Below are 23163 nucleotides of genomic sequence, written 5' to 3'. Positions count from 1 at the left end.
TGACTACAAAGATTTTGAGTAGAGCATGAAAGTCAAGATACACACACTTTTTCAATACCTACTGGATACCACGGAAGCGGATCCAGAAGCTTTCGTTGGGTTTTCCTTGTCCGAGTCGCCGCGTTTGGGTGAGTTCATGGATGCGCTGGATCCAGCGCTGCCGTTGGATTGGAACCAAAAGAGCTTTCGGGGTCTGCCTGCTTTACGACGGCATGTTTTGGACCGCGCTGGCTTGTCTGATGTTTGCAAGCCAGACGACGTTCTGATCACCGCCGGCGCCGCGGAAGCCAATTATCTTGCATTCATGCAATTGGTCCAACCGGGCGACGAAGTCGTAACGGAACGCCCGGGCTGGCCACAAGCGGGCGTATTGGCAGAGGCAGTTGGCGCGACGCTAAAACTTGTCGACCGCGAAGAGAGGGCTGGTTGGGTATTGCCGCTCGACAAAGTTGAGGCCGCAGTAACAGCGCGCACGCGGCTCATCTTTATGACCAACCCCAATAACCCCACCGGGCAGTTGATGACACAAGCAGAGCTGGAAAGGCTTGTCCAAATCGCAGATCGCGTAGGCGCATGGCTGGTTGTTGACGAGGTTTACGCGGGATTGGAGTGGGACGGGTCCCGTGCCCCTTCGATTGCTGGTTTGTATCCAAGGGGTATCACGACGGGCAGCGTTTCCAAGGCACTGGGGCTCCAGGGGCTACGCACCGGCTGGATGATATGCCGTGATTCAGATCTCATTTGGGACGCTATTATTCTGCGGGAAAACTCGAGCGAAATTATGAATATTCTTGGCGAAGTCATCGCCGAAATCGCCTTGAGGTCTGACCGATATAATCAGGCTTTGAAAACTGCACGGGCAGCTGGGATGAAAACGCTGGAACGCCTGGATAGGTTTGTTGCCGATCAGCCCAACCTCGATTGGGTCAAACCTCAGGCCGGATTAATTGGTTTGGCACGGCTCGATGGGATTGATGGCGACGTGTTCGCCAAACGCTTGCTCGCCGATCCCTATCGGACATTTCTACTACCGGGTTCGTCTTATGGGATGCAGAACCACATCCGACTGGGTGTGGGGGGAGGTGCTGCTGCCAACCTCGACCTTGGCCTAGAGCGCATGGGCGAACTATTGGCAAACTGGTAGATTTAGGACACTCATTTCGACGGTTCGGGCTGCAAAGTCGGTCAAATAACGTTGCCCGTCCCAAGCTGACACTAAGCCCAATTTTGGTGCAAGTTCACCTGCCATACGCTGAAAGCTCTATCGCTAGAATAACGCTGTCGGGGCGCTAGTTCGAAGATGGAACAACTGATTCATAACCAAGGTTCGAAATGACAGGTTGGACAACTGAAAACATCCAAGACTATCCGCGACCACCTGCGCTGCGGGCAGTGCCTCATCGAGTGCGGATCGAGCTCGGCGGTCAAACAATCGTGGAAACCGATCATGCGTTTCAGGTTCTCGAAACCCACCACGCCCCCACGTATTATATTCCGCCGCAAGACATTGATGCCGTTCTGACAAAGGCCTCGGGTAGATCATTCTGCGAGTGGAAGGGTGTTGCGAGCTACTGGGACGTTCAGAGCGGGGCAGCTGCGGCTAAGAAAGCTGCGTGGAGTTATGCTGCACCAACCATCAGATTTGAACGGATTAAGGGCTATCTCGCCTTTTACGCCGGACTTATGGACGCCTGTTTTGTTGGTGAGTACCGGGTGATCCCGCAACCCGGGGATTTCTATGGAGGTTGGGTCACCGAAAACTTGAAGGGTCGCATAAAAGGCGCTCCGGGCACGGAATTTTGGTGAGTATTGATGACCGACCCTAAATCCTCACCAACCCCTTTGGCAGTTCCTACAAGCCGTTTGGTCCGTGTTGCCGGTTTAAGCAGCATGACGGCAGGCATTGCGGGGAGCATGGCAGCACGCGCCCTAAGAGAGATCGGTCGCGGCGCGCTACCCGATATGCGTGGTTTGTTGATGACACCCGGCAACGTGACACGAGTCGCGGATCAACTCGCTCGCATGCGAGGCGCCGCGATGAAGGTGGGTCAGTTGATTTCAATGGATGCAGGTGAGGTCTTGCCGCCTGAACTGGCTGACATCATGGCGCGTTTGCGAGATCAGGCGCATTTCATGCCCCCCAAACAACTGCGTGACGTCTTGAACCGAAACTGGGGCCAGGACTGGCTAAAGGCCTTTCACACCTTCAATGTAAGGCCCATTGCGGCGGCTAGTATAGGGCAAGTACATCGTGCAACCTTGAAAGACGGGCGCGATGTGGCGATCAAAGTGCAATATCCCGGTATCGCGCGCAGTATCGACAGCGACATAGCCAACGTTGCCACTCTGGTTCGCATGTCAGGTCTGCTTCCCCAAAGCTTTGATCTGGCTCCGTATATCCAAGAGGCGCGCAGTCAATTACATGAAGAAACGGACTATGAACGCGAGGGGCAATACCTGCGCTGTTTTGCTGACCTATTGCAGGGCGATGAAGCGTTTAAAATCCCAGAGTTCTATCCAGATTGGAGCACGCCAGAAGTTCTGACGATGTCCTTTCTGGAAGGTCGCCCTATCGAGGCCGTGAGTGATGAGACAAGCGAGGAACGCAATCGAGTCTTAGAGGCCTTGGTCAATCTCACGCTGCGCGAGGTTTTTGAGTTCGGTATGATGCAGAGCGATCCAAACTTTGCCAATTACCGATACAACCCATCCAATGGAAAAATCGGTCTCTTGGATTTTGGCGCGGCACGCGCACTGCAACCATCTGCAATAGATGGATACGTGGATCTGTTGCGCGCCGGTTTGCTTGAAGACGGCGCGGCGCTTCGAAAGGCTGCCATACAACTGAAGCTTATTGAAGGTGATGGCCCATTTGACGACCGCATCCTCGGAATGATCCGCAGCGTTTTTGACGCAATCCTATCTGCGGATGAATTTGATTTCTCCGACCGAGCGCTCTCCAACCACTTGAACAAAGAAGGCATGTCTTTGGCTGAGGCCGGGTATTTCCCACCCCAGCTTCCAATGGATGTTCTTTACCTTCAGCGAAAGATTGGAGGGATGTTCTTATTGGCCACTCGATTGAATGCCTCGTTGCCTGTGAAGACACTTCTTGCAAAGTACGTCAACTAACCCAAAACTTCCGACGACAGACAGGAATGACCAGCATATACTCGCGCCTAGGGGAGCATAGCCCGCAAAGCTGTTGCTAGCAGTAAGTGCAGCGAAGGTCTGCGCCGAGTCCATATGAATAATGACGATACGGAATATGTAAGTGTTTGTACTCGAGAAATAGTGAAAGTTCATTTTGCATTGCGATGGTTAAGAGAGGCTTGGGAGTTTGTCACCAGCGTCTCTTTGCGTTGGCGAAATCCAGGTTTCAGCAGATATCACGTCCGAGAAAACAAGCCGCGTGAGCCGGCCTGATGGACTTTGGCCTTATTTGCTGCGCAGAGCTGGTCCTTCGTATTTGCTGCTAGTCAGGTAACGTCAGGTTGGGAGTACGATATGGAATTACCAACACTGACGCACGAAATGATAGCCGTACTGAGTCTATTGTCTTTTACGGTCTTACTTTTTGTTACCGAGATTATACGGATCGATGTTGCAGCAATTCTTGTAATGGTACTGCTTGGCGCACTGAGCTATCTACCAGGGCTAGGTAATCTCGCCGATATTTCTAAGCTCTTTGAAGGTTTCTCCTCCAACGCTGTAATGTCCATTATCGCAGTGATGGTAATTGGGGCTGGGCTTGATAAGACCGGACTTATGTCAAAGGTCGCGGCCTTGATCCTCAAGAATGGTGGCACGACAGAGGCCCGGATAATCCCCATAATTTCAACAACGGTTGGTGTCATCAGCTCTTTCATGCAGAACGTAGGAGCTGCCGCGCTTTTCCTGCCTGTTGTGAGCCGCATCTCAGCGCGTACAGAAATACCGATGAGCAGGTTGCTGATGCCCATGGGGTTTTGCGCGATTCTGGGTGGTACGATCACATTGGTCGGGTCGTCGCCCCTCATCCTGTTGAATGACCTGATTGTTTCGGCAAACTCATCCCTTCCAGCTGACCAACAAATGGAGACATTTGGGTTGTTTTCAGTCACGCCTATCGGAGTGATGCTGGTGCTGACAGGGGTGCTTTACTTTGTGCTCTTTGGTCGTTGGGTTCTTCCAGCGCAGCGAGAGCGTGGAGAAGACGCAAGCTCAGCTCGGTCCATGCAGACCTATGTAGAAAACACCTATGGGCTTAGGGCCGATATGTTCGAGGTTCGTGTTCCAGAAGGCTCGATCTTGATTGGACAAACGCTCGCGGATGTCATGGTCGCCCATAATATTTACATTCTTGGTACATCCTATCGCGGCCACAAGGTCATCGCGCCGATGGCTGATACCGTAATCGAAGCGCCAGCACGGCTTGCAGTGCTTGGTCTGCGTCGGGTCGTTCAGCAACAGTTCACTGAGCCATACGGGCTGGAGATTTTGCCACAGCTGGATGTCTTTGCGGATGACTTCGCCGCGACCCAATCAGGGGTTGCAGAGATTGTCATTCCCCCCGGATCTTCGGTGGTCGGGCAAACTCCGATTGATTTGCGTCTCCGTCAGACACATGGTTTGTCTCTGTTGGCCATTCAGCGCGGCGAAGAAACACTGAGCCATGTAGAAACCGAAGATCATTCAGCCACGCACATCGGGCAAGTCCCTTTGCAGGCGGGTGATACGTGTGTCGTGCACGTGCAATGGGACCGCCTGACACGACTGAAGTCAGACAGGGATTTTGTCGTCGTAACTTCGGACTTTCCCCAAGAAGAGTTACGCCCACACAAGGTCGGATGGGCGCTTGCTTTCTTCCTAATAGCGTTGAGCTTAATTCTGTTTTCTGATCTGCGATTGTCATTATGCCTGTTGATCGGCGCTATTGGGATGGTGTTGAGCCGGGTGCTCTCGATTGACGAAGCCTACGAGTCGATAAGTTGGAGCACAGTCTTTCTACTGGCTTCGCTGATCCCGTTGGGCCAAGCAGTTCAGAACACTGGCACTGCGGATTGGATTGCCGCGCATGTGTTGGCCCTTCTGAAGGGGTGGCCGATCTGGTCTTTGCAAGCAGGGATCGCCGTTTTGGCAACGGCGTTCACGCTGGTCATGTCCAACGTAGGTGCAACTGTTCTGCTGGTGCCGCTGGCGGTTTCTATTGCCGTATCGGCGGGTGGTAACCCGGCCGTATTTGCTCTCACCGTGGCAATTTCAACGTCCAACTCATTTTTGATCCCAACACATCAGGTGAATGCGTTGATCATGGGCCCAGCAGGCTATCGGGTGGTCGATTTCGTTCGCTCGGGCGGAATCATGACTCTCCTTTTCTTGGTTGTTTCAATGACCGGACTTGCGCTTTTCTTCTGAGCCGCTTCTAGGCGACCCGCACAATGAACTCTGCTTCAGCTCAGAAGAACTGGCAAGATGAGGTCTTGGAGGCCAATCCTTTTGTTGGAGCAGAAAATCCGAGATCTATACAAATGGACTTTCGCTGCGAGAAAGAGAAGAAGGGCGGCGAACAAATGCAAACCTGACGTCGACATACGCTGGTACTGGACCGTCTTTGTTTTATCGATCACTGTTGCTTGGCCAATACCGTCGGCATTTTGGAGAGTTCACAATGAAGTTCCTTCGAACACCTGACCATCGGTTTGACGGGTTGCCAGATTTCGCATTCGGCCCGAATTATCTTGATGTGGATGATACCGAAGGCGGTCGTCTCCGAATGCACTATTTGGACGAGGGACCGGAACAGGCACCGCCCGTATTGTTGATGCATGGAGAGCCAACTTGGTGCTTCCTGTATCGGCACATGATTCCGTTATTCAAAGATGCGGGCCATCGAGTTCTGGCTCCTGATTTGATTGGGTTTGGACGGTCGGACAAGCCAACCGAGCGGTTCGATTACACCTACCAACGCCATGTAGACTGGATGTCCGAGTGGTTGCGTAAAGTTGACCTAACGGGCATCACATTGGTTTGCCAGGACTGGGGCGGTTTAATAGGCTTGCGGCTGGTCGCGAGTATGCCCGAGCGTTTCTCTCGTGTTGTTGTGGCGAACACGGCCTTGCCCACCGGTGACGTGCCCTTGGGTGAGGCATTTCTTTCATGGCGGGAATACTCACAATCCGTACCTGAATTTAATTCGGGACGCATCGTATTCGGCGGAACGACATCTAAAATTTCAGAAGAAGAGGTCGCAGCCTACAACGCACCATTCCCGGATGCGCGCTATCTGGCAGGCGCTCGAGAGTTTCCAGTGTTGGTGCCCGACTCGCCTGACAATCCAGCTTCAGAAGCCAACCGGGCCGCATGGGAAACCCTCAAGACCCTCAACACCCCGTTTCTGACTGTTTTTGGAGAAGACGACAGGGTCATGGCGGGGGTAGACAAACTGTTCCAAAAGTCGATCCCTGGCGCAGTTGGTCAAAATCATACCGTTTTGCCTAAAGCGGGGCATTTCATTCAAGAAGATGCTGGGGCAGAGCTAGCAAACGCGACTTTGAAATTCATTGAGCAAACATAACGGCTGTCAGACTAGTGTCTTCCCCTGCGGCCTCAACTCACACCAAATTTGCGACGCAAATGCTCAGCCAAGGCCGTTATGCGACGTGGTTGGGCTCGGCTAGGCGGAAACATCATTTGCAAGGGTTTCGGCGGTGGGAGGAATTCGCGCAAGACAGAAACAAGCCTGCCAGATCGAACATCGTCGCCTATATCCAGCTCTGACTTCAAGACGACCCCATGGCCTGCAATTGCCCAATCGCGGATGAGTGAACCATCATTGACTATTCGATTTCCCTTTACCGATACGCGCCGGGCATTTGGTCCTGATCCAAACTCCCAAACGTTGTCGATTATGTCTCCAAACCTCATGACCAAGCAGTTGTGGTTTAAAAGATCTTCTGGTTTTTCAGGCGTTCCGAATAAGGCTAGGTAACTTGGGGACGCACATACGAAACGTTGGTAGCTTCCTAGATTTCGTAATCTGAGCGAGCTGTCTGTGATGTTGCCGAAGCGAACGGCAAGGTCAAAACCCTGGCCTACAAGGTCGACGTAGCCGTCTGAAAGAGACAGTTCTATTGAGACGGCAGGGTTATCTTCGGTGAATTCGGCAATAACCTCGGAAACAAAGCTCCGCCCCAAATCGATAGGCGCGCTTATGCGAATTGGGCCAGACAAAGTTTCGGCGCCGTGCCGAACAAGTGTGTCCAAATCCGCAACCTCACTGAGTACGCTTCTTGCTCCGTCAGCTAGTGTACGGCCTTCTTCGGTCAGGCTAATAGAACGAGTGGTGCGGTTGAGCAAAACCACTCCGTAGTGTGCCTCCAGAGCCGCGAGTCGCTCGGATACTGTCGTGCTCGACATCCCAGTCTCTCGCGCTGCGGCCACAAGACTGCCTTTCTCGGCTATCGTCAGAAACAAGCGAAGATTGTCTAGCAGCATTAAACGGATTTTCCGGATTATATGTTCGAAAAAGTCCTGTTTATCCCAAAAAAACGGCGGAGTAAATCTGGCACATCGCTCATGAACACAAGGAACCTAATCCAATGGCCAAGCTGACAATCGTCGCCAACATCAAAGCCAATCCCGATAAGATCGACCTCGTAAAGGGTGAGCTGATCAAGCTCATCGACATAACCCGTGCCGAAGAGGGTTGCATTAACTGCGACCTGCACCAGGACAACGACAACCCGGCTCATTTCGTGTTCTACGAAAATTGGGAAAGCCGGGAGCTTTGGCAAACCCACATGGGTGCTCAGCACCTTGCGGCTTACCTGGAAGCAACAGAGGGCGCCGTTGCAGAATTCACGCTGAATGAAATGACAGTCATCGGTTGATACAGAACCGGACAAAGGAGCACGTTATGAAAGCCGTTGGATACAATGAGACAGGGCCTATTGATCGGGCGGACGCCTTAATCGACTTTGAGGCCGACAAACCGACGCCGAAGGGGCACGACTTGTTGGTGAAGGTGCAGGCGGTGTCAGTAAACCCGGTCGATACGAAGGTTCGGCAAAGACGTGCTCCTGAAGGCCCGTCACCTGAAATATTGGGGTGGGACGCAGTAGGGATCGTCGAAGCAGTTGGCGAAACGGTTGAGACTTTCAGTCCGGGAGATGCAGTCTGGTATGACGGGGCGATCAACCGACCGGGAACCAATGCCGAGTTTCATCTGGTGGATGAACGTATTGTCGGAGCAGCGCCAAAATCCATACCGGCGAAAGCGGCTGCGGCGATGCCGCTCACGACGCTTACTGCCTTTGAGATGCTGTTCGACCGCTTGCGAGTCCAAAATGCCGTTTCCGGCGGAACCAAGACGTTGCTGGTTATTGGTGGCGCAGGTGGTGTCGGGTCAGTTACCATTCAATTGGCGCGGGCTCTCACTGACTTGACGGTGATTGCAACTGCGTCCCGACCCGAGACACAAGACTGGGTTCGAGAGCTTGGCGCACACCATGTCATCAATCATGCGGAACCTTTTGGCTTACAACTCGAGGCTCTCGGCATAGACAGCGTGGATTTCATTTATTCGACAAACCATTCCCAGCTTTATGCTTCCCAAGCTGGAGAGGTGATGACACCTCAAGGTCGCTTTGGGTTGATTGATGATCCTGAAACCTTCGACATCGCGCCGTTTAAACCCAAATCGATCTCATTGCATTGGGAGTTCATGTACACTCGGTCGCTTTTTGGGACTGGAGATATGAACCGTCAAAGCGAAATCCTGAATCAGCTCGCCGGGTTGATAGATGACGGAAAGATCAGATCCACAGCGACCGATACACTTGGTAGGATCAATGCTACAAACTTAAAGAAAGCGCATGCTATCCTTGAAAGCGGCAAGGCCAAAGGAAAGCTCGTGCTTGAGGGTTTTTAGATGAGAATTGAGCGGCTGGATCATGTGAATATCGTGACGACTAAGTTGCCTGAGATGGTTACTTGGTATGAAGAGGTCCTGGGTTTGGAACTTGGGGCCCGCCCTGATTTTCCGTTTCCCGGAGCATGGTTGTATGCGGGTGATCGCGCGGTGGTTCACCTTGTGGGGCACGAAGGAACGCCAAATGTCGGCTCCGAAGTGAAGCTCAAGCTCGAGCATTTTGCGCTCTCAGCCACGGGTTTGAGCGCATTCGAAGAAAAACTGAGCTCGAGTCAGATCAAGTACCGCAAAACTGACGTCCCGGGCGCCCGAATGGTCCAAATCCATGTGGCCGATCCTGATGGAAATCATATTCATATAGACTTCGAAGAAATCGAGTAAGTGGCTAACCCTCGAAATAGTCGGAACGCAAAATCAAGCGCGTAGCTTCTTGCCAGTTAGTGGTCGAGATCTTTGCCAGGTTGCTTCCAAGAATTACGCGGACCAACATTTTTGGGCGGTACAAACGTCGATTTGGAGATCAGCATGCCGGACCTTGGAACAAACAAGAAAAACGTCATCGCTTTCTACGAAATGATGTTCAACGAGTGTCGACCTGCCGAGGCCATAGCAACCTTTGTTGGTGATACTTATACGCAGCACAACCCGCATGTTGGCGACGGCAAGCAAGCCTTTGTCGAGTACTTCGAGCGCATGGCCGCCGAATACCCGGGAAAGCGTGTGGACATCAAACGTGCGTTTGCTGAAGGCGATCACGTTATTCTGCATTGCCATCAAATCTGGCCCGATGGTCTCGAGTACGCAGGGATCGATATTTTTCGCCTGGATGTCGATGGGAAGGTTGTCGAGCACTGGGACGTTCTTCAGGAGGTTCCGGCAAACAGCAAGAATGAAAACGGCATGTTTTGACTTAACCGTTTTGACAGCGTTGCATGGAACTTCGAAAGGCCCTGTCGGCTAAACCACCATAGTCAAAGGGCATAAGTCTGATCCAAGAAATCCGCCGAAGCGTATCTATCAAGAACCAATAAGGAAGGAGAAAAATATGCTCCCGAAGAGTATTCTTGCGGCGACCCTTGGATTATTTGCAGCTACTTCGCTTCAGGCTGGTGTACAAATTCGCTTTATAGAAGGCGCACCCAAAGACCGTTTTGTTTTGAAAAATGTCGGAGCTTGCGAAGTAGAAGCCTCGACCGTCAAAATTGACTTGTCGCAATCTGCCGGGCGTCTGATTTTCGACGTTACCGAAAAGGGTGCGGGCGTGGAGGTATTCCAACCTCTCGAATTCGTTGAGGGTGCGGATGCTCTGCGTCAAATTCCAGCGGTCGTGGATGGGCAAGATACAATTGAGCTTGAGATCGCCTCCCTCGCAGCCGGGGACAATCTCGCCTTTACCATCGATGTCGATGACACTATCGGGCAACGCGAAATCACCGTAACAGGGTCGGAGATCGCAGGCGCCACGGTGTCATATACCGATGCGGATGAGACTAATTCTGCGACCTTCTCTTCCGAAGCACTTGTGAACGTGACGACCAAGGACTGCTGAAAGCTATCCAACAATGTCGAATTGGTTGATCCGCATAGCATTCCTTGCGCTGATGGTGGGAGGCGGCATCCTGATCGGGACACTGACTGCACCCGGCGATTGGTATGCACAGCTTTCTAAACCGGCTTTCAATCCACCAAATTGGATTTTTGGGCCGGTTTGGACGGTGCTTTATGTCTTGATCGCTATGGCGGGTTGGCGCCAGTTTGAAACAGACCGAAGCTCGACCGCCATGAAGCTGTGGTGGGCACAGATGGGTCTGAACTTTTTGTGGTCCCCGACCTTTTTCGTACTGCAACTGCCGTGGTTTGCCTTTTTGGTCATTGTCGCGTTGTTGGCTGTCATCGTTGTGTTCATCGTTAAGGTCAGGAATTCGGATCGGATTTCTGCACTAGCCTTCCTGCCGTACTTTGCATGGGTCGCATTTGCCACTGTCTTGAACCTTTCTATTGCAATACTGAACTGAGAAAGAACGATATGCGTGGAAACTTCGCTGGGCTCGTTTCAGGTCTTGTTATCATCGGATTTACAATGGCACAGGCTGATGGAAATCTTGCCGAAGACTTCTCTAAGTCTCCGGAGAAGCGTTGGGACTTCGTTGCCGACACCGTCATGGGAGGAGTTTCTTCAGGTCAGGTGCAGTTTAGTTCGGAAGGTGATGTTGCATTCGCACGGTTGACCGGAACCGTCAGTACAGAAAACAACGGCGGCTTCATCCAGTTCCGACGCAAGTTGACTGACAGGCCAGATGCAAGTGTATCAGGCGTCAGGCTGTTGGTACGGGGGAACGGCGAGCTGTACTTTGTTCACCTCAGAACACGTGGCACGGTGCTTCCGTGGCAATACTATCAGGCCGAGTTCGCAACTTCTGACGAATGGACCGAAGTCTCTTTACCTCTGTCAGGCTTCAAGGCATCAGGTGCCATGTTACGCGCTATTCCCGTTGCAGACGCAATCACTTCAGTTGGAGTTGTAGCCTTCGGGCGCGATCACGAGGCCCGCGTAGATGTAAGCGAGATTGGTTTCTACTGAAGGTCAGGTTCCTAATTTTACCTCTGTTGCCAGCCAATGTGAAACTTGAGGTTGTCTTGTCTGAGGGTGATGATTTCGCAAAAAACCTCGACCGTCCAATTAGGGGCTGGCGGTTTTGACGCAACATCATTTCAAACGTACTCTGGCAGCGGCCAAGCGCAAACGAGGACCATGTCTGATCCCGAGAACAGAAGTGACTCCGCCGCGGAACATTCGTCGCGTGCTGTAGCCGATGGTATCGGCGTGGCAACGGAGGAATTCAGAATTTCGATGCCAATAGGGATCGGAGCAGTTTTGGCTGCACTTGCCTCTTTGGCCACATGCTATTCTGGAATTCTGTTGACTTATTTGGTTGGCTATGAAGCGCTTTCAATAAATCCACATGCGCAAGCCGTGCTCATGTGGGTGTTTGCTTTGTTGGCGGTCAGTTTCTTGTGGAGAGACCGGAAACGGCATGCCAAAGAGCTTCCACTCGTCCTTGGTGGAATTGCTGCCGCTATACTGATTATCACACTGTATTTTGGCTATGACGAACGCGTAGAAGCGCTCGCCTATGTGCTTTTGGTGATTGCGGCTTTGCTAAACCAAAACTTCATTCTCGACGCGTTAAACCACACGGTTCGTAACCAGACGCGTGAAATAGAGGCTTTGAACGAAAGGCTGACAGAGAAGGTGAAGCGCCAGGAAGGCGAGATTGACAGGCTAGGGCGACTTAAACAATTCCTTGCTCCTCAGGTGGCGGAGCTTGTCGTAGAAGAAAACTCTGACGAGCTTCTTAAGACCCATCGTCAATACATCTCTTGCCTATTCTGCGACATCCGGAATTTCACCGCCGTTTCTGAGGCGATTGAGCCGGAAGAAGCCATTACTCTTCTCCAGCAATTCCACGACGAGGTTGGTCAACTAGTTGCACTACACAAGGGAACAATCGGATACCGAGCCGGAGACGGATTAATGGTCTTTTTCAATGATCCGGTTCCCTGCGATCAACCCGTTCTGCAAGCTGTACGATTGGCTAAAGCAATAAGCGAAGCTTTTGAAGAAATTCGAGCACCTTGGCAAAAGCTTGGGCATGCAATGGGTCTGGGTATCGGAATCAGCAGCGGTTACGCGACCCTAGGGCTTATCGGGTTTCATGGTCGTGCCGACTACACCGCTATCGGCGGTGTGGTGATCACTGCATCGAGGCTTTGCGATTTTGCCATCGACGGGCAGATCCTTTTGAACCAACGTGCGCTTTTGGACATAGAAGAGTATGTAGAGACAGAAGAACTGGGAGAAAGAAAGATGAAGGGCATCGGTAATCCCGTGCAGATTTTTCGTGTCCTCAGTCTCTCTGATCAGGCTAAGTGATGCGATTAGCTTTTAGGAGTTCATGCGTTCTTTGCATTGACTCTTCGCGACACCGATCCACCTTTCTAATGCAGTTTTTAGGAGCATTCCGAGTGTTTGCAAGGACCATCGCCTTGTTGCTCTGCACCGTGTCCAATCCAGTCGTGGCATTGCAGCTGCGCGAAACTGGGCGCTACGAGCTCAACCAACCTGCAAGCCTTGACTACGATCCAACGTTTTGTGGCTTGTGGATTGCCAACGAGGGGCCCGAAGCAATTCTCGTTACATTGCAAGGGGACGAGTTGCGCCGAATATCCAGCGATCTCTTTCGGATCAAAGCAATTGCTGTTGAAGGGGATCACTTGTTGCTGGGCGACGGTCTCGGCCGTCTTCAACGTGTCACCAAGGATGGATCACGCCTGGGAGCGCCTTTCGAATTGGAAGGTGGGTTCGCGGATACCGAAGGCATCGCGATCAATGCCCAAGGGCAGATCGTGACCGTAGAAGATGACCCGGAACGGTTGTCCTGGTTCACTTCAGAGGGTGCTTTGACGGCGAGGTTGGATACCATGAAGCTCTCTCCCCCTTTAAGCGAGGCACAAGGCATCGCGATTGACCCGCGTACCGGTCACATGCTGATTGTTGATGACTGGGAAGGGTCAAACAGCCTGTATGAGTTCACGGCTGATGGCCAGCTTCTCGCCCAGCAAAGCTTGTTGGAGTTCGGAACCGACCCAGAAGGCATCGCCATTAGGCCGGGATCCAACCAACTGCTCGTTGCATTCGATGGCGGCGCGAAGATTGTGACATTTGACTACACGCCCACCTTGCCAGAAGGATCACCGCCGCCGCCGCCGGGCGCGGATTGCATGATGTTCTAAGAATTTGGCTTTGTATTCTGGCTAAAACCGGTTTTTTGCCTAGTCCCGTTCGCTGTCCAAAGCTTCGCGTATGAGCGTCAGATTCGGCAGCGAATTGCGAAATGGATCTGACCTGAGTTCAGACAAAACTGGAGCCAGGGATTCCGACATCCGCTTCGTACAAGCTTTCAGAAACTCCGCACCTTGCGGCGTGGACCGGGCTATTTTCGAACGCTTGTCATTGGGGTTGGTTTCAAGGGTAATCAGGGCATGGTTTTCGAGGCTCGCGAGCATGTGCGTCATCGACGTCTTGGGCACTTGAAAAGCGTTCGACAGCTGTAGTGGCGTTTCCCCCTCGGGGCGCCGGACCAGGTGTCCCAATATGCCAAATTGGGTAGCGGTCATTCTGCCAGGTAAGAACGCTTCAAGCTTGGTCGAGATCAGCTGGTTGATGATCCCGACCTCGGTGAAGAACCGGTAGACTTCGTTGGTCTCATCTTCAGGCTTCATTCAGAATTCGTGTCTCCAGCGGCCAGCGGGGCGTGGCAATTGGTTCAGGCCCATACCCCAAACGCAGCAACATTTGCACCGTGTGGCCTGGTGACGCAAGAAGCTCATGCGCGAGAGTGTATTCATCTGCCATCTCAGGATATTCCTGAAGGGCCTGACTGACCGGATGAACGCTCAGGCCCATTTCGGTTGTCTTCAGGTAAAAACGCATCAATTGACGTCCGGCATCGAGTTGATCGCTTCGCGTGTTTGTAGCCGTCGTGAGGACTGCGTATTGCGGCGTCGCGTCTAGCATGGCGAAGTAGCCTCGCATGTGTGACTGAGTGCCTGGGTGGTCAACGTTCATCAGGGTCTCGTTGTCCAAAAGGCCAGTAAGTCGCAGCGTTTCCAGAAACGGATCGCGTAACTCAATCCCGTCCGGGTTGGCGTTGATTTCTGCTTTCCCTATCCGCATGAGGTCCACGGATTCTTTCAAGGTCTGCGGTGTTCGCATTTCGATTTCGAAAGCGCGTTTCGTAAGATCTTGAATACGGGTCACCAAATCTTCATCGGTAATCAGGGTGGCGTAGTTTTCAAGGACCGACACTTCCGTCTCGGACAGCCGCTGTTCAGTATACGGTTCTTTGTTTGAATGCCGGTTGAGGATTTGATCTGAGATTGGGTCGGGTGCTCCACCAGGAACAAACACTGCTTCAGCGATAGGTCCATCATCCCCATCGGGCAGTAACTTGACCTCGGTATCAAATCCCTGTGCACCTGCCGCCAGGATCATAGTCTCAACAAATGCGCCGAGACCAATATAGAGCTGGCGGTGGTAAGGATCGGTTTCCGGAAGCTCGCGATCAGGATCACGGTGGATGCGCACCTTGTCTCGTCCAACCAACTCGACCAGCCAAGGCTGCAAATTGTGTGGGTTTGGGGCGAGAATTGCATAGGACAAAGCGGCTTTGCGTGGGTCGTCATACGGTTTTGGCGTCCACGGAGCCAGCGCGTCATGCGGCGTGCGTGTAGCGAGAAACGCAACCGCACCGGTTGCCGCCAGTATTGTGCCTCCGCCTAGAATCTTAAGAAAACGTCTTCGATTTGGCATCTTGACTCTCCAATAGTACGATATCGTACTAAATTAATCCGAAATCGTACTATTGCAACCCCGTCGATGCAGTGATTGGTTGAGTGACCTGAAAAAAGTAAGTCAGAACTGCCGGACTTAACGATGGACTGCCGTGTTAGGTAGGTATTGGGAGCACCTTTAGTGCCGAAAATAGGCAGCTATTTTGATTGATTGACGTCCGGATACGAGAAGGTCAGAGGCTGTTGAGCCGATGTTTTTCGAGTATCCCGCAAAGCATAGTCTGTGCTTGCAGCCTGTGTGCTCGATGGCGTTCACGGGCGACATCCGGTCGACCTTCACTAATCGCTTGGAAAACGACTCGGTGATCTTCATTGGATTTGACGGGCAGGGGCCTGATGAACAACGTCGTTGCGCGCGCGCGGCGCACCTGGTCGCTCATCATGGCAACAATCGCTTCGACCCGTTTGTTGCCGCCCAACCGAACGAGCTCCTGATGAAACAACTCGTCGGCCTCGGCCCAGGCTACAAGGTCTTCGGCTTCGATGGCTTGGTCCATCTTTGCAATTGAGCCAGCAAGTACCGCCAGTTCATCATCTGAATAGTCCGCTTCGGCAGCCCGCTGTGCTGCGAGACTCTCGAGTTCCGTTAGTATGTCGTAAATTTCACGCATATCATCTGATGAAACAGGCAGTATCCGCACGCCCTTTCGGGGCCGCATTTCTAGCAACCCCTTACTTTCCAACATCAGTGCAGCTTCCCGTATCGGGGTGCGGGACATGCCAAGGGTCTCGGCGAGTTCCGATTCCAGATGGTCAGTTCCGGCTGCAAGTTCGCCGGACAGGATCATCTTTCGCAAATCCCTAACAGCGCGTTGCGTATTGGAAAGAGTTTTTGCGTCCTGATCCTTCACAGTGTCTCCAGGTTGATCTTTCGTCCCTCCGCAGCCGAGAGATAGATGTTCTCTTCGATGCGGATCACGTCCAAATAGTCTCGAGCCGTGTTTTCCAGCGGCGTGCCCTTTACAAGGCCTGAAACGACGTGACTTTGCAAGGCGTGTACGCAGTCTCCTCCAAACCCATCATGATCGCTCGGAGGTAAAATCTGCTGTCGCTCCTGTTTTCCAAAAGCGCGGAGGTCAACTGAACCGTCGCCGTTAAGAACCAGTGATCCTTCGGTTCCTTCGATGAGAGCCTCGCCCATGGTCTGACGTAGGTTTTCGGCACTGTGGTCAAGGCATCTGTTGCCATCGAACAGAGCTTTCAAACCGTTGGGGTGATCAAACAGGATGAAACCCGCATCCTCTCCCGCGATAACGGGGTTAACTTGGCGCAAGTCCGCATAAACTGCGCTGGGCGCATCGAACAAAAATCGGAATGTGTCTACCCAGTGAACCGCTGTTTCATGCACCAGGAAACGTGGCATGTCCTGAAAGTATGGTTGCCGGTCAAGGTAGGCGTGCGGTCCCTGTCCGTCGCCGGGCCGAAGCCGGAAAGTCGCCTGTAGAGGTGTTCCAATTCGACGCTCGGTCATCGCTACCTTGATCGCACGATACCAGGGCTGAAAGCGAAAATTCTCATGCACGACAATGGTTGCGCCTACTGCGTCAGCTTCGGAGACGATCTTCTTAGCTTCATCCAATGACATGCAGAAAGGTTTTTGGCAGATCAGCCATTTTATTCCTGAACGCAGTGCCGTTCGGATAGCGTCGGCCTGCGCCACAGGTGGAAGGATGATGTCCACGAGATCTGGTTTTTCCACCTCCAGCATTTTTGACAGATCATCGTAAGCGGCGAGTCCTGTTTCCTTCGCCTTGTTGATATCACGGTTGCAGGATGCAACCGGAACCGCTCCGGGCATTCGGGACCAGCTTTCGTAGTGGAACCTGCTGAAATACCCCGCACCCACACACGCGACTCTGATGGTTTGGCGAGTGTTCATGCCCACAATGCTTCCAATACCGACGCGGCTGCATCCTGCGTTCCGGCGGAGCCACCTAGGTCACGCGTTAGGTTCTTTCCGTTCGCAGTCACCTTTTCCACGGCTTCACGCAATCGTTCGCCGTCATTGGACAGGCCTGGGTGATCATGGGTCAAACCCAACCATTCAAGCATCATTGCTGCGGACAGGATCATCGCAAAAGGGTTGGCAATACCCTGTCCTGCAATGTCTGGAGCGGAACCATGGCAGGGTTGGAATACAGCGTGATTCAACCCGATATCCGCTGATGGAGCCAGTCCAAGACCGCCCATAAGACCTGCACCAAGGTCGGAGAGGATGTCTCCGAACATGTTCTCGGTCACCAAGACATCGAACTCCCAAGGTTTTTGGACCATCCACAGTGCGGTGGCATCAACATAAGCATGGTCTGCCTGCAAATCGGGATGGTGGGCGGCTTCTGCATCAAATATCGATCTGAAGAATGCAAAGGCGCGGAATACATTGGCTTTGTCGACACATGTAACTCGACCCTGACCGCGCGCGGTTCTTTTGCGGTTCTGGGCGAGTTCAAACGCGAAACGGAACAGTTTTTCGGACACCTCACGAGTGATCAGCAGAGTTTCACGTGCTTCGTGTTCGGTAACTTCTCCAGCGCCTTGAGTGAAGAACAGTCCTTCTGTGCTTTCGCGTATCAAGACAAAGTCGATCTCTTTTCCGGGAGGCAGCGCCAAGGGGGTCATTTGTCCGCTGCTTACCCTTACTGGACGTACACCAGCGAAAAGTCCCAGTTGCTTTCGCAGATCAATCTGCGGTGAAATCTCAGTTCCGTCCGGGTAGCGAACATCCGGCAAACCCATTGCAGACAACAGAATTGCGTCGGCGTTGCGAGCCGTTTCAAGTGATCCCGCTGGAAACGATTCTCCAGTTTCTGCGTAGTGGGAGGCGCCTGCCGGCGCGTCCGAAAACGCCAATTCGTAGCTGGGGTTTTCGCCTGAGAGCTGGTGTAGAATTTCAAGCGTAGGGGCCATAATTTCAGGGCCGATTCCGTCCCCGTGGAACACTGCCACATCATAACTTTTCTTCATCTTAGCCCGCTTCCTTCCCGTTTCGCATTCATAGCGCGATAGCAGCTTTCACTACAGTCCGTTGACAACGCATTCTTTAATGTATACGCAAATAAATGCAATAATAAACGCAAAGATGTTTGGGAGGACTTGGAAATGAAACTAAAGCTAGGGCGGTTGGCGGCCGCAGCCGTGATGGCGACCGGCATTGCAGGGGCAGCTGTTGCGCAGGATTATCCCTATCGTGATATCACTACAGCTGTGGTCTGGGGGGCCGGAGGTGGCACGGATACGATCAACCGAATGATCATGGCCGAGATGGAAAAACACCTTCCGGTCTCGATCAATGTGATCAATCAAACAGGTGGTGTCGCAGGCTCTAACGGTATGGTCTACGTCATGAATCAACCAGACGATGGCTATACGCTGGTTGGTCTGTCTGAGTCGAACGTCACCGCTGCTGTGCAGGGCGGTTGGGACAAGAAATTTGACTTTTGGTATCCGTTTATTGTCGGTGGTTCACCTGATCTGATCTCGGTTCCGGCGGACAGCCCTTACAATACTCTGGAAGAATTGGTTGATGCTGCCAAATTCGCCCCTGGCACAATTCCTGCTGCCGCGTCCGGCGCGGGTTCGATCCACCACTTGAATCTTCTCGCCATCGAGAAAGGGTCCGGTGCAGAGTTCAAGTTTGTTCCATACAAAGGCTCAGCGCCCGGGCAGGAAGCGGCGATAGCAGGTGAGGTTGCGTTGGTTGTGACTTCGCTGGCTGAACAAGCTGCGCTGATCGAAGGCGGTCAGTTGAAGCCGCTCGCGATGCTGACGCCCGAAGATGCGCAGATTGCAGGGGCAACGGTGCCTTCTGCCTTTGGCATTTACGACGGTCTCGATCAGTATTTGCCGCTCAAACAGGCCATTGGGTTTGCAGTTCACAGTTCAGCCGGGGACGACGTAAAGGCCGCGCTTGGTGATGCCTTCGAGCAAGCGATTGCGTCCGAAACCGTCGCCGAATGGGCCGCAGCAAACAATTATGATGTCGGTGGTCAACACGGCGAAGAAGCGCAAGAGCTGTTTGCGAACCTCGAGGCTACTTTTGCCTATACCTTGCAAGATCTGGGCGCTGCCACGGTCGATCCGGCCTCGCTGGGTATCGAGAAGCCCTAATCCGATCAATTTTGAAAGGGCGCGTTTGACCGTGCCCTTTCCTGTAGGAGGCAGGCATGGACAAAATCGACGAAACACTGGTCATGCGGACCCGCGACTTTTGGGCAGCGATAGTTCTTATTACCGTGGCCGTTTTATTTCTTTGGAAGACGTCGGAAATTCCACTTTGGGGTGAAAACCGCGCAGGTGTGAGTGGATCGAATTGGTACAACTCGGCTGCAATTGTACCGCTGTTTATCTTCGGTGGATTGCTTGTGTTGTCCTTCGTCTTGCTAGCTATTTCGATCCGCTCAGGTGGAGCCCAAAACGCGCTTAGCGCTTTGGGTATCGGATGGGATAAGTCGGAAGCCTTTCGAGCTTCAACAATCGGCCTGATCCTTCTTGCATATGTCGTGGGGCTGGTCCCCAGAGTGGACTTCATTCTGTGTTCTGGGTTGCTGATTACAGCTTTGACTTACGGCTACTACGGGGGGCATGCGCGGCGTGCTTTGGTGGCGTGCATTGCAGTAGTTGCTGCGGGGCTGTTTGCCTTCATCGGCTTTCCGGCACAGGTGGATTGGAATGCGCACGGCGATGATTGGTTCACGCTGATCCTGTGGGTCGCATTGACGCTGTTGGTGCCGGTCAAAGCGACTACCGAACGGGTTTTGCGGTTCGTTCCATTGGTGGCAGTACTTGCCCCGCTCATCCTCGTTTGTGCGATGGCCTTCGTCTTCCGCCAAAACGTACCTGCGCGCGGCGGGCTGATCTTCAAGCAAATCGAATACCACTACTACGTGACGCTTCGTCCGTTATGGAAAGACTGACCGGATGGACTTTATCCTTTCGCAACTGGCTGGATTTGGAACTGCCTTCGTTGGTCTGGCAGTGGACCCGCTGACCTATCTATACTTGATCGCATCCGTGTTCCTAGGCATCACGTTCGGCGCATTGCCCGGCCTAACGGCAACGCTGGCTGTGACGATCCTGACAGGTTTCTTTGGCAACAAGATTCCATTGGACTATTCGCTCATTGCCTTGCTCGGGGCCTATGTCGGCGCGATTTACGGCGGCTCTTACCCCTCAATCCTGTTGAACATACCGGGCACAGCAGCCAGCGCGGCGACGGCCATGGATGGCTACCCCTTAGCGAAAGCGGGTCGAGGGGGCGAAGCACTTGGGCTAACCACGACGGCCAGTTTCATTGGCACAGTTATCGGGACCATCACGCTTTTGATTTTTGTCTGGGCGTTGCTATTGGTTTCAAAGAACATCGCAAGCCCGGAGAAAGCACTTCTTGCCCTTTTCGGCATTCTGCTTTCCGGCACTTTGATGAGCGAAGACCTGGTGATTAAGGGATGGATCGCCGGTCTGATCGGGCTTGCGATGTCCATGGTAGGGCTCGACCCATTGTTGTCTGAACCGCGCTATACTTTCGGCTGGTCTTACCTGATGAGCGGGTTTCAAGTCGTTCCAGTTTTGATGGGGGCATTTGCCATCCCGCAAATCATCGACGGTTTGCGGCACGTTGAAGCCGGGAAAGTTCTTGCCCTGAAAGGCCGTATTCTTCCTAACCTTCAATCTATTCGACGCTACCTACCAACCATCGGCCGGTCAGGAGTGATTGGGACAGGGGTAGGAGCACTTCCCGGAGTTGGCGAAGATGTCGCCGGTTGGGTCAGTTACGGTGTCGGGAAGACCGTATCTGCCGAAGGCGACAAGTTTGGAAAAGGCTCTTTGGAAGGTCTGCTGTGCTCTGAGACTGCAAATAACGCCTGTATTGGCGGCGCGCTGATCCCGCTTTTGGTGTTGGGCATTCCCGGTTCACCACCTGCGGCCGCATTGATGGGGGCTTTCAAGATCAACAACGTGATCCCGGGCCCGACGATTGATCCCGAGATCATTCTGCGCGTGGTCGCAATACTCGTGCTGGCGTCGCTAACGATGTTCCTGATGGGGCTTTTCACCGCTCGTGTCTTTATCAAAATACTCGCCATCCCGCAGACCATATTCCTGCCGGTCGTGATGGTTCTGACAACAATCGGGTCTTTCAGCGTCGGTGGTGGCATCAGTGATCTTTATCTGATGCTTGGCGTCGGCGCCGTTGCCTATTTCATGAACCTGCTGAAGTACCCAATCGCCCCGCTGGTTATCGGAGTTATTCTGGGCAGTCTGTTTGATGAAACCTTCCGCCGGTCCTTGTTTCTGTCGGATGGGGACCTTTCGGTCTTCTTTTCAAGACCCGGTGCGGCCATTCTACTGCTGCTCAACTTTGGTCTGATCCTCAGCCAACTGCCCGTTGCGAAGCGCGCATTCTCACGCCTGAAAGGACTTTCTGTCTGATGTTTGTGGTTACTGTCACCTTCACTCTCAAGCCTGGAACGCAGGACACCTTTTTACCGCTGATGGTCGAAAACGCTTCGACCTCTTTGCGTGAAGAACCCGGGTGCCAGCAGTTTGACGTTTGCCTCGGCGACGATCCCGAGACGGTTTTTCTCTATGAGGTTTATGATGACAGCGCGGCGTTTTCTGGCCACCTAGAAAGTGCGCATTTTCAGTCCTTCGATACGGCAGTGGCTGATATGATCGCCACCAAGGTAGTTCACCAGTATTCCGAGGTCATCCGATGAACGATTGGGAAATCCATGCCGTGAAATACGCGGATCGCAACGCCCGGACACGAGCTGATAGTTTCATCATCGATGATAATCACAACGCGCCTCATGCGATGGATTATTTCGTTTGGGTGCTAAAATGCGGCAACAAAGTCATTCTGGTCGATACTGGCTACGACTCCGATGAGGCCGCTGCCCGTGGTCGTCCCATTGCGATGGACCCTCGCGAGGCTTTGCTGCCCCTGGGCATTGCGCCGGAAGCGGTGACCGAAGTCATCGTGACCCATCTTCATTATGACCACGCAGGGGGACTGCATATGTTCCCCAACGCGAAGTTGCATATGCAGTCGGCGGAAATGGCCTTCGCTACAGGTCCCTGCATGTGCCATGATCACCTGCGTGCGCCTTTCACGGCTGACCATGTCTGCGAGGTCGTAAAGCGTCTCTATTCAGGCCAGGTCATATTCTACGACGGAGAAGGCGAGATTGCAGATGGGGTTACGGTACACTGCATCGGTGGGCATTCGCGCGGGTTGCAATGTGTTCGCGTAAGAACGGCAGCCGGGTGGATGGTGCTCGCCTCTGATGCCTCGCATTACTACGAGAATTTCATGGCGCGCAAAGCCTTTCCCATCGTCGTCGATTTGCAGGAAATGATGGATGGTTTCAAGACCCTGGAGAGGTTGGCCTCGCATCCTCGACTTATCGTGCCCGGCCATGATCCACTTGTGCGTGAGATTTTTCCCGTCGGTGCGGCACCGCATATCCATAGGTTGGATCCAGGACCGACGAGGGACATTGAATTGTGAAAATCGGTGTCATTGCAGACGATTTTACTGGTGCGAGCGATATTGCGAACACCTTGGCGAAGGGCGTTGAGCCGGAAGGTGGATTAAGAACCGCGCAGTTTCCAGGAATTCCGACGACCCCAGCCAACGAAGAGATCGAAGCGGGTGTGATCTCACTCAAGAGCCGCACCGCACCGACTGAGGAAGCGGTAGCGGACAGCTTGCGTGCTCTGCGGTGGCTTAAGGATCAAGGATGCAAGCAGTTCATCTTCAAATATTGCTCGACCTTTGATTCCACGATGGAGGGAAATATCGGCCCGGTTGCGGAAGCGTTGGCCAATGAACTGGG

General features: G+C 53.0%; 27 protein-coding genes. 21 read left to right on the top strand and 6 right to left on the bottom strand.

Annotated elements, in window-relative coordinates:
* Positions 1-25 precede the first annotated feature (25 nt).
* The 6 genes from ACR0JW_RS23285 to ACR0JW_RS23260 all read left to right on the top strand — a co-directional run bounded on the left by ACR0JW_RS23285 (position 26) and on the right by ACR0JW_RS23260 (position 6556).
* Positions 26-1144, top strand: a complete 1119-nt coding sequence (locus ACR0JW_RS23285) for a pyridoxal phosphate-dependent aminotransferase (protein ID WP_170825409.1) — start codon at positions 26-28, stop codon at positions 1142-1144.
* A gap of 188 nt (positions 1145-1332) precedes the next feature.
* Complete coding sequence (locus tag ACR0JW_RS23280) at positions 1333-1806, top strand: DUF427 domain-containing protein (RefSeq protein WP_480714566.1); 474 nt, start codon at positions 1333-1335, stop codon at positions 1804-1806.
* A 6-nt stretch (positions 1807-1812) separates the two neighbouring features.
* On the top strand, positions 1813-3132 hold the full coding sequence (locus tag ACR0JW_RS23275; protein ID WP_480714565.1) for an ABC1 kinase family protein: 1320 nt from the start codon (positions 1813-1815) through the stop codon (positions 3130-3132).
* Between the two features lie 375 nt (positions 3133-3507).
* The gene (locus ACR0JW_RS23270; RefSeq protein WP_170825411.1) at positions 3508-5397 is read left to right on the top strand and encodes an SLC13 family permease; all 1890 of its coding nucleotides are present in this window, start codon (positions 3508-3510) and stop codon (positions 5395-5397) included.
* Between the two features lie 23 nt (positions 5398-5420).
* Positions 5421-5564 (top strand): hypothetical protein, encoded by a 144-nt coding sequence (locus tag ACR0JW_RS23265; protein WP_170682729.1) that lies wholly within the window; start codon positions 5421-5423, stop codon positions 5562-5564.
* 86 nt (positions 5565-5650) lie between these two features.
* Complete coding sequence (locus ACR0JW_RS23260; protein WP_170682728.1) at positions 5651-6556, top strand: haloalkane dehalogenase; 906 nt, start codon at positions 5651-5653, stop codon at positions 6554-6556.
* 32 nt (positions 6557-6588) lie between these two features.
* Here ACR0JW_RS23260 and ACR0JW_RS23255 read toward each other — a convergent pair whose 3' ends face one another.
* Positions 6589-7476 carry a LysR family transcriptional regulator gene (locus ACR0JW_RS23255; protein WP_480714564.1) on the bottom strand — a complete coding sequence of 296 codons (888 nt, stop codon included), beginning with the start codon at positions 7474-7476 and terminating at the stop codon, positions 6589-6591.
* A gap of 104 nt (positions 7477-7580) precedes the next feature.
* Here ACR0JW_RS23255 and ACR0JW_RS23250 point away from each other — a divergent pair, with 104 nt between their 5' ends.
* The 9 genes from ACR0JW_RS23250 to ACR0JW_RS23210 all read left to right on the top strand — a co-directional run bounded on the left by ACR0JW_RS23250 (position 7581) and on the right by ACR0JW_RS23210 (position 13705).
* Entirely contained in the window at positions 7581-7871 is a 291-nt protein-coding gene (locus ACR0JW_RS23250) for a putative quinol monooxygenase (RefSeq protein ID WP_480714563.1), read from the top strand.
* A gap of 26 nt (positions 7872-7897) precedes the next feature.
* A complete protein-coding gene (locus tag ACR0JW_RS23245) occupies positions 7898-8911 on the top strand; it encodes a zinc-binding alcohol dehydrogenase family protein (protein WP_170825412.1) in 1014 nt (337 codons plus the stop codon).
* Positions 8912-9292: a VOC family protein gene (locus ACR0JW_RS23240; protein ID WP_170682724.1), complete on the top strand. Its 381-nt coding sequence runs from the start codon at positions 8912-8914 to the stop codon at positions 9290-9292. It begins immediately after the preceding gene.
* A 144-nt stretch (positions 9293-9436) separates the two neighbouring features.
* Positions 9437-9820 (top strand): nuclear transport factor 2 family protein, encoded by a 384-nt coding sequence (locus ACR0JW_RS23235; RefSeq protein ID WP_170682723.1) that lies wholly within the window; start codon positions 9437-9439, stop codon positions 9818-9820.
* A 136-nt stretch (positions 9821-9956) separates the two neighbouring features.
* Complete coding sequence (locus tag ACR0JW_RS23230) at positions 9957-10460, top strand: aggregation factor core (protein ID WP_480714562.1); 504 nt, start codon at positions 9957-9959, stop codon at positions 10458-10460.
* Between the two features lie 13 nt (positions 10461-10473).
* Entirely contained in the window at positions 10474-10926 is a 453-nt protein-coding gene (locus ACR0JW_RS23225; RefSeq protein WP_170612286.1) for a TspO/MBR family protein, read from the top strand.
* An 11-nt stretch (positions 10927-10937) separates the two neighbouring features.
* Entirely contained in the window at positions 10938-11492 is a 555-nt protein-coding gene (locus ACR0JW_RS23220) for a CIA30 family protein (RefSeq protein ID WP_170612284.1), read from the top strand.
* Between the two features lie 171 nt (positions 11493-11663).
* Positions 11664-12845 carry an adenylate/guanylate cyclase domain-containing protein gene (locus ACR0JW_RS23215; RefSeq protein WP_170682721.1) on the top strand — a complete coding sequence of 394 codons (1182 nt, stop codon included), beginning with the start codon at positions 11664-11666 and terminating at the stop codon, positions 12843-12845.
* Positions 12846-12937: 92 nt separating this feature from the next.
* Complete coding sequence (locus ACR0JW_RS23210) at positions 12938-13705, top strand: hypothetical protein (RefSeq protein ID WP_480714561.1); 768 nt, start codon at positions 12938-12940, stop codon at positions 13703-13705.
* Between the two features lie 39 nt (positions 13706-13744).
* Here the strand turns inward: ACR0JW_RS23210 and ACR0JW_RS23205 are convergent, their stop codons facing one another.
* From ACR0JW_RS23205 to ACR0JW_RS23185, 5 genes are all read right to left on the bottom strand, one after another.
* On the bottom strand, positions 13745-14194 hold the full coding sequence (locus tag ACR0JW_RS23205) for a MarR family transcriptional regulator (protein WP_170682720.1): 450 nt from the start codon (positions 14192-14194) through the stop codon (positions 13745-13747).
* A complete protein-coding gene (locus tag ACR0JW_RS23200) occupies positions 14184-15134 on the bottom strand; it encodes an Acg family FMN-binding oxidoreductase (RefSeq protein WP_480714560.1) in 951 nt (316 codons plus the stop codon). Before ACR0JW_RS23200 ends, ACR0JW_RS23205 begins: the two co-directional genes overlap by 11 nt.
* A gap of 364 nt (positions 15135-15498) precedes the next feature.
* Positions 15499-16176 carry a GntR family transcriptional regulator gene (locus ACR0JW_RS23195; protein ID WP_170682718.1) on the bottom strand — a complete coding sequence of 226 codons (678 nt, stop codon included), beginning with the start codon at positions 16174-16176 and terminating at the stop codon, positions 15499-15501.
* Positions 16173-17204, bottom strand: a complete 1032-nt coding sequence (locus tag ACR0JW_RS23190) for a Gfo/Idh/MocA family protein (RefSeq protein ID WP_170682717.1) — start codon at positions 17202-17204, stop codon at positions 16173-16175. The genes ACR0JW_RS23195 and ACR0JW_RS23190 overlap by 4 nt, the downstream gene beginning before the upstream one ends.
* The gene (locus ACR0JW_RS23185; protein ID WP_480714559.1) at positions 17201-18289 is read right to left on the bottom strand and encodes an isocitrate/isopropylmalate dehydrogenase family protein; all 1089 of its coding nucleotides are present in this window, start codon (positions 18287-18289) and stop codon (positions 17201-17203) included. The genes ACR0JW_RS23190 and ACR0JW_RS23185 overlap by 4 nt, the downstream gene beginning before the upstream one ends.
* Positions 18290-18424: 135 nt before the next feature.
* On the opposite strand from ACR0JW_RS23185, the gene ACR0JW_RS23180 reads away from it, so the two are divergent.
* The 6 genes from ACR0JW_RS23180 to ACR0JW_RS23155 all read left to right on the top strand — a co-directional run.
* Positions 18425-19432, top strand: a complete 1008-nt coding sequence (locus ACR0JW_RS23180; RefSeq protein WP_170825414.1) for a tripartite tricarboxylate transporter substrate binding protein — start codon at positions 18425-18427, stop codon at positions 19430-19432.
* 56 nt (positions 19433-19488) lie between these two features.
* On the top strand, positions 19489-20238 hold the full coding sequence (locus ACR0JW_RS23175; protein WP_480714558.1) for a hypothetical protein: 750 nt from the start codon (positions 19489-19491) through the stop codon (positions 20236-20238).
* Positions 20239-20242: 4 nt separating this feature from the next.
* Positions 20243-21754: a tripartite tricarboxylate transporter permease gene (locus ACR0JW_RS23170; protein ID WP_170682714.1), complete on the top strand. Its 1512-nt coding sequence runs from the start codon at positions 20243-20245 to the stop codon at positions 21752-21754.
* The gene (locus ACR0JW_RS23165; protein ID WP_170682713.1) at positions 21754-22041 is read left to right on the top strand and encodes a putative quinol monooxygenase; all 288 of its coding nucleotides are present in this window, start codon (positions 21754-21756) and stop codon (positions 22039-22041) included. Before ACR0JW_RS23170 ends, ACR0JW_RS23165 begins: the two co-directional genes overlap by 1 nt.
* Positions 22038-22835, top strand: coding sequence for an N-acyl homoserine lactonase family protein (locus ACR0JW_RS23160; protein ID WP_170682712.1), 798 nt, complete (start codon positions 22038-22040; stop codon positions 22833-22835). Before ACR0JW_RS23165 ends, ACR0JW_RS23160 begins: the two co-directional genes overlap by 4 nt.
* Positions 22832-23163: four-carbon acid sugar kinase family protein (locus ACR0JW_RS23155; RefSeq protein ID WP_480714557.1), on the top strand; the 332-nt coding region annotated here is incomplete at its 3' end. The genes ACR0JW_RS23160 and ACR0JW_RS23155, both read left to right, overlap by 4 nt.

The organism is Ruegeria sp. BG6 (assembly GCF_056538465.1).
This window is presented reverse-complemented; position numbering and strand designations above follow the sequence as displayed.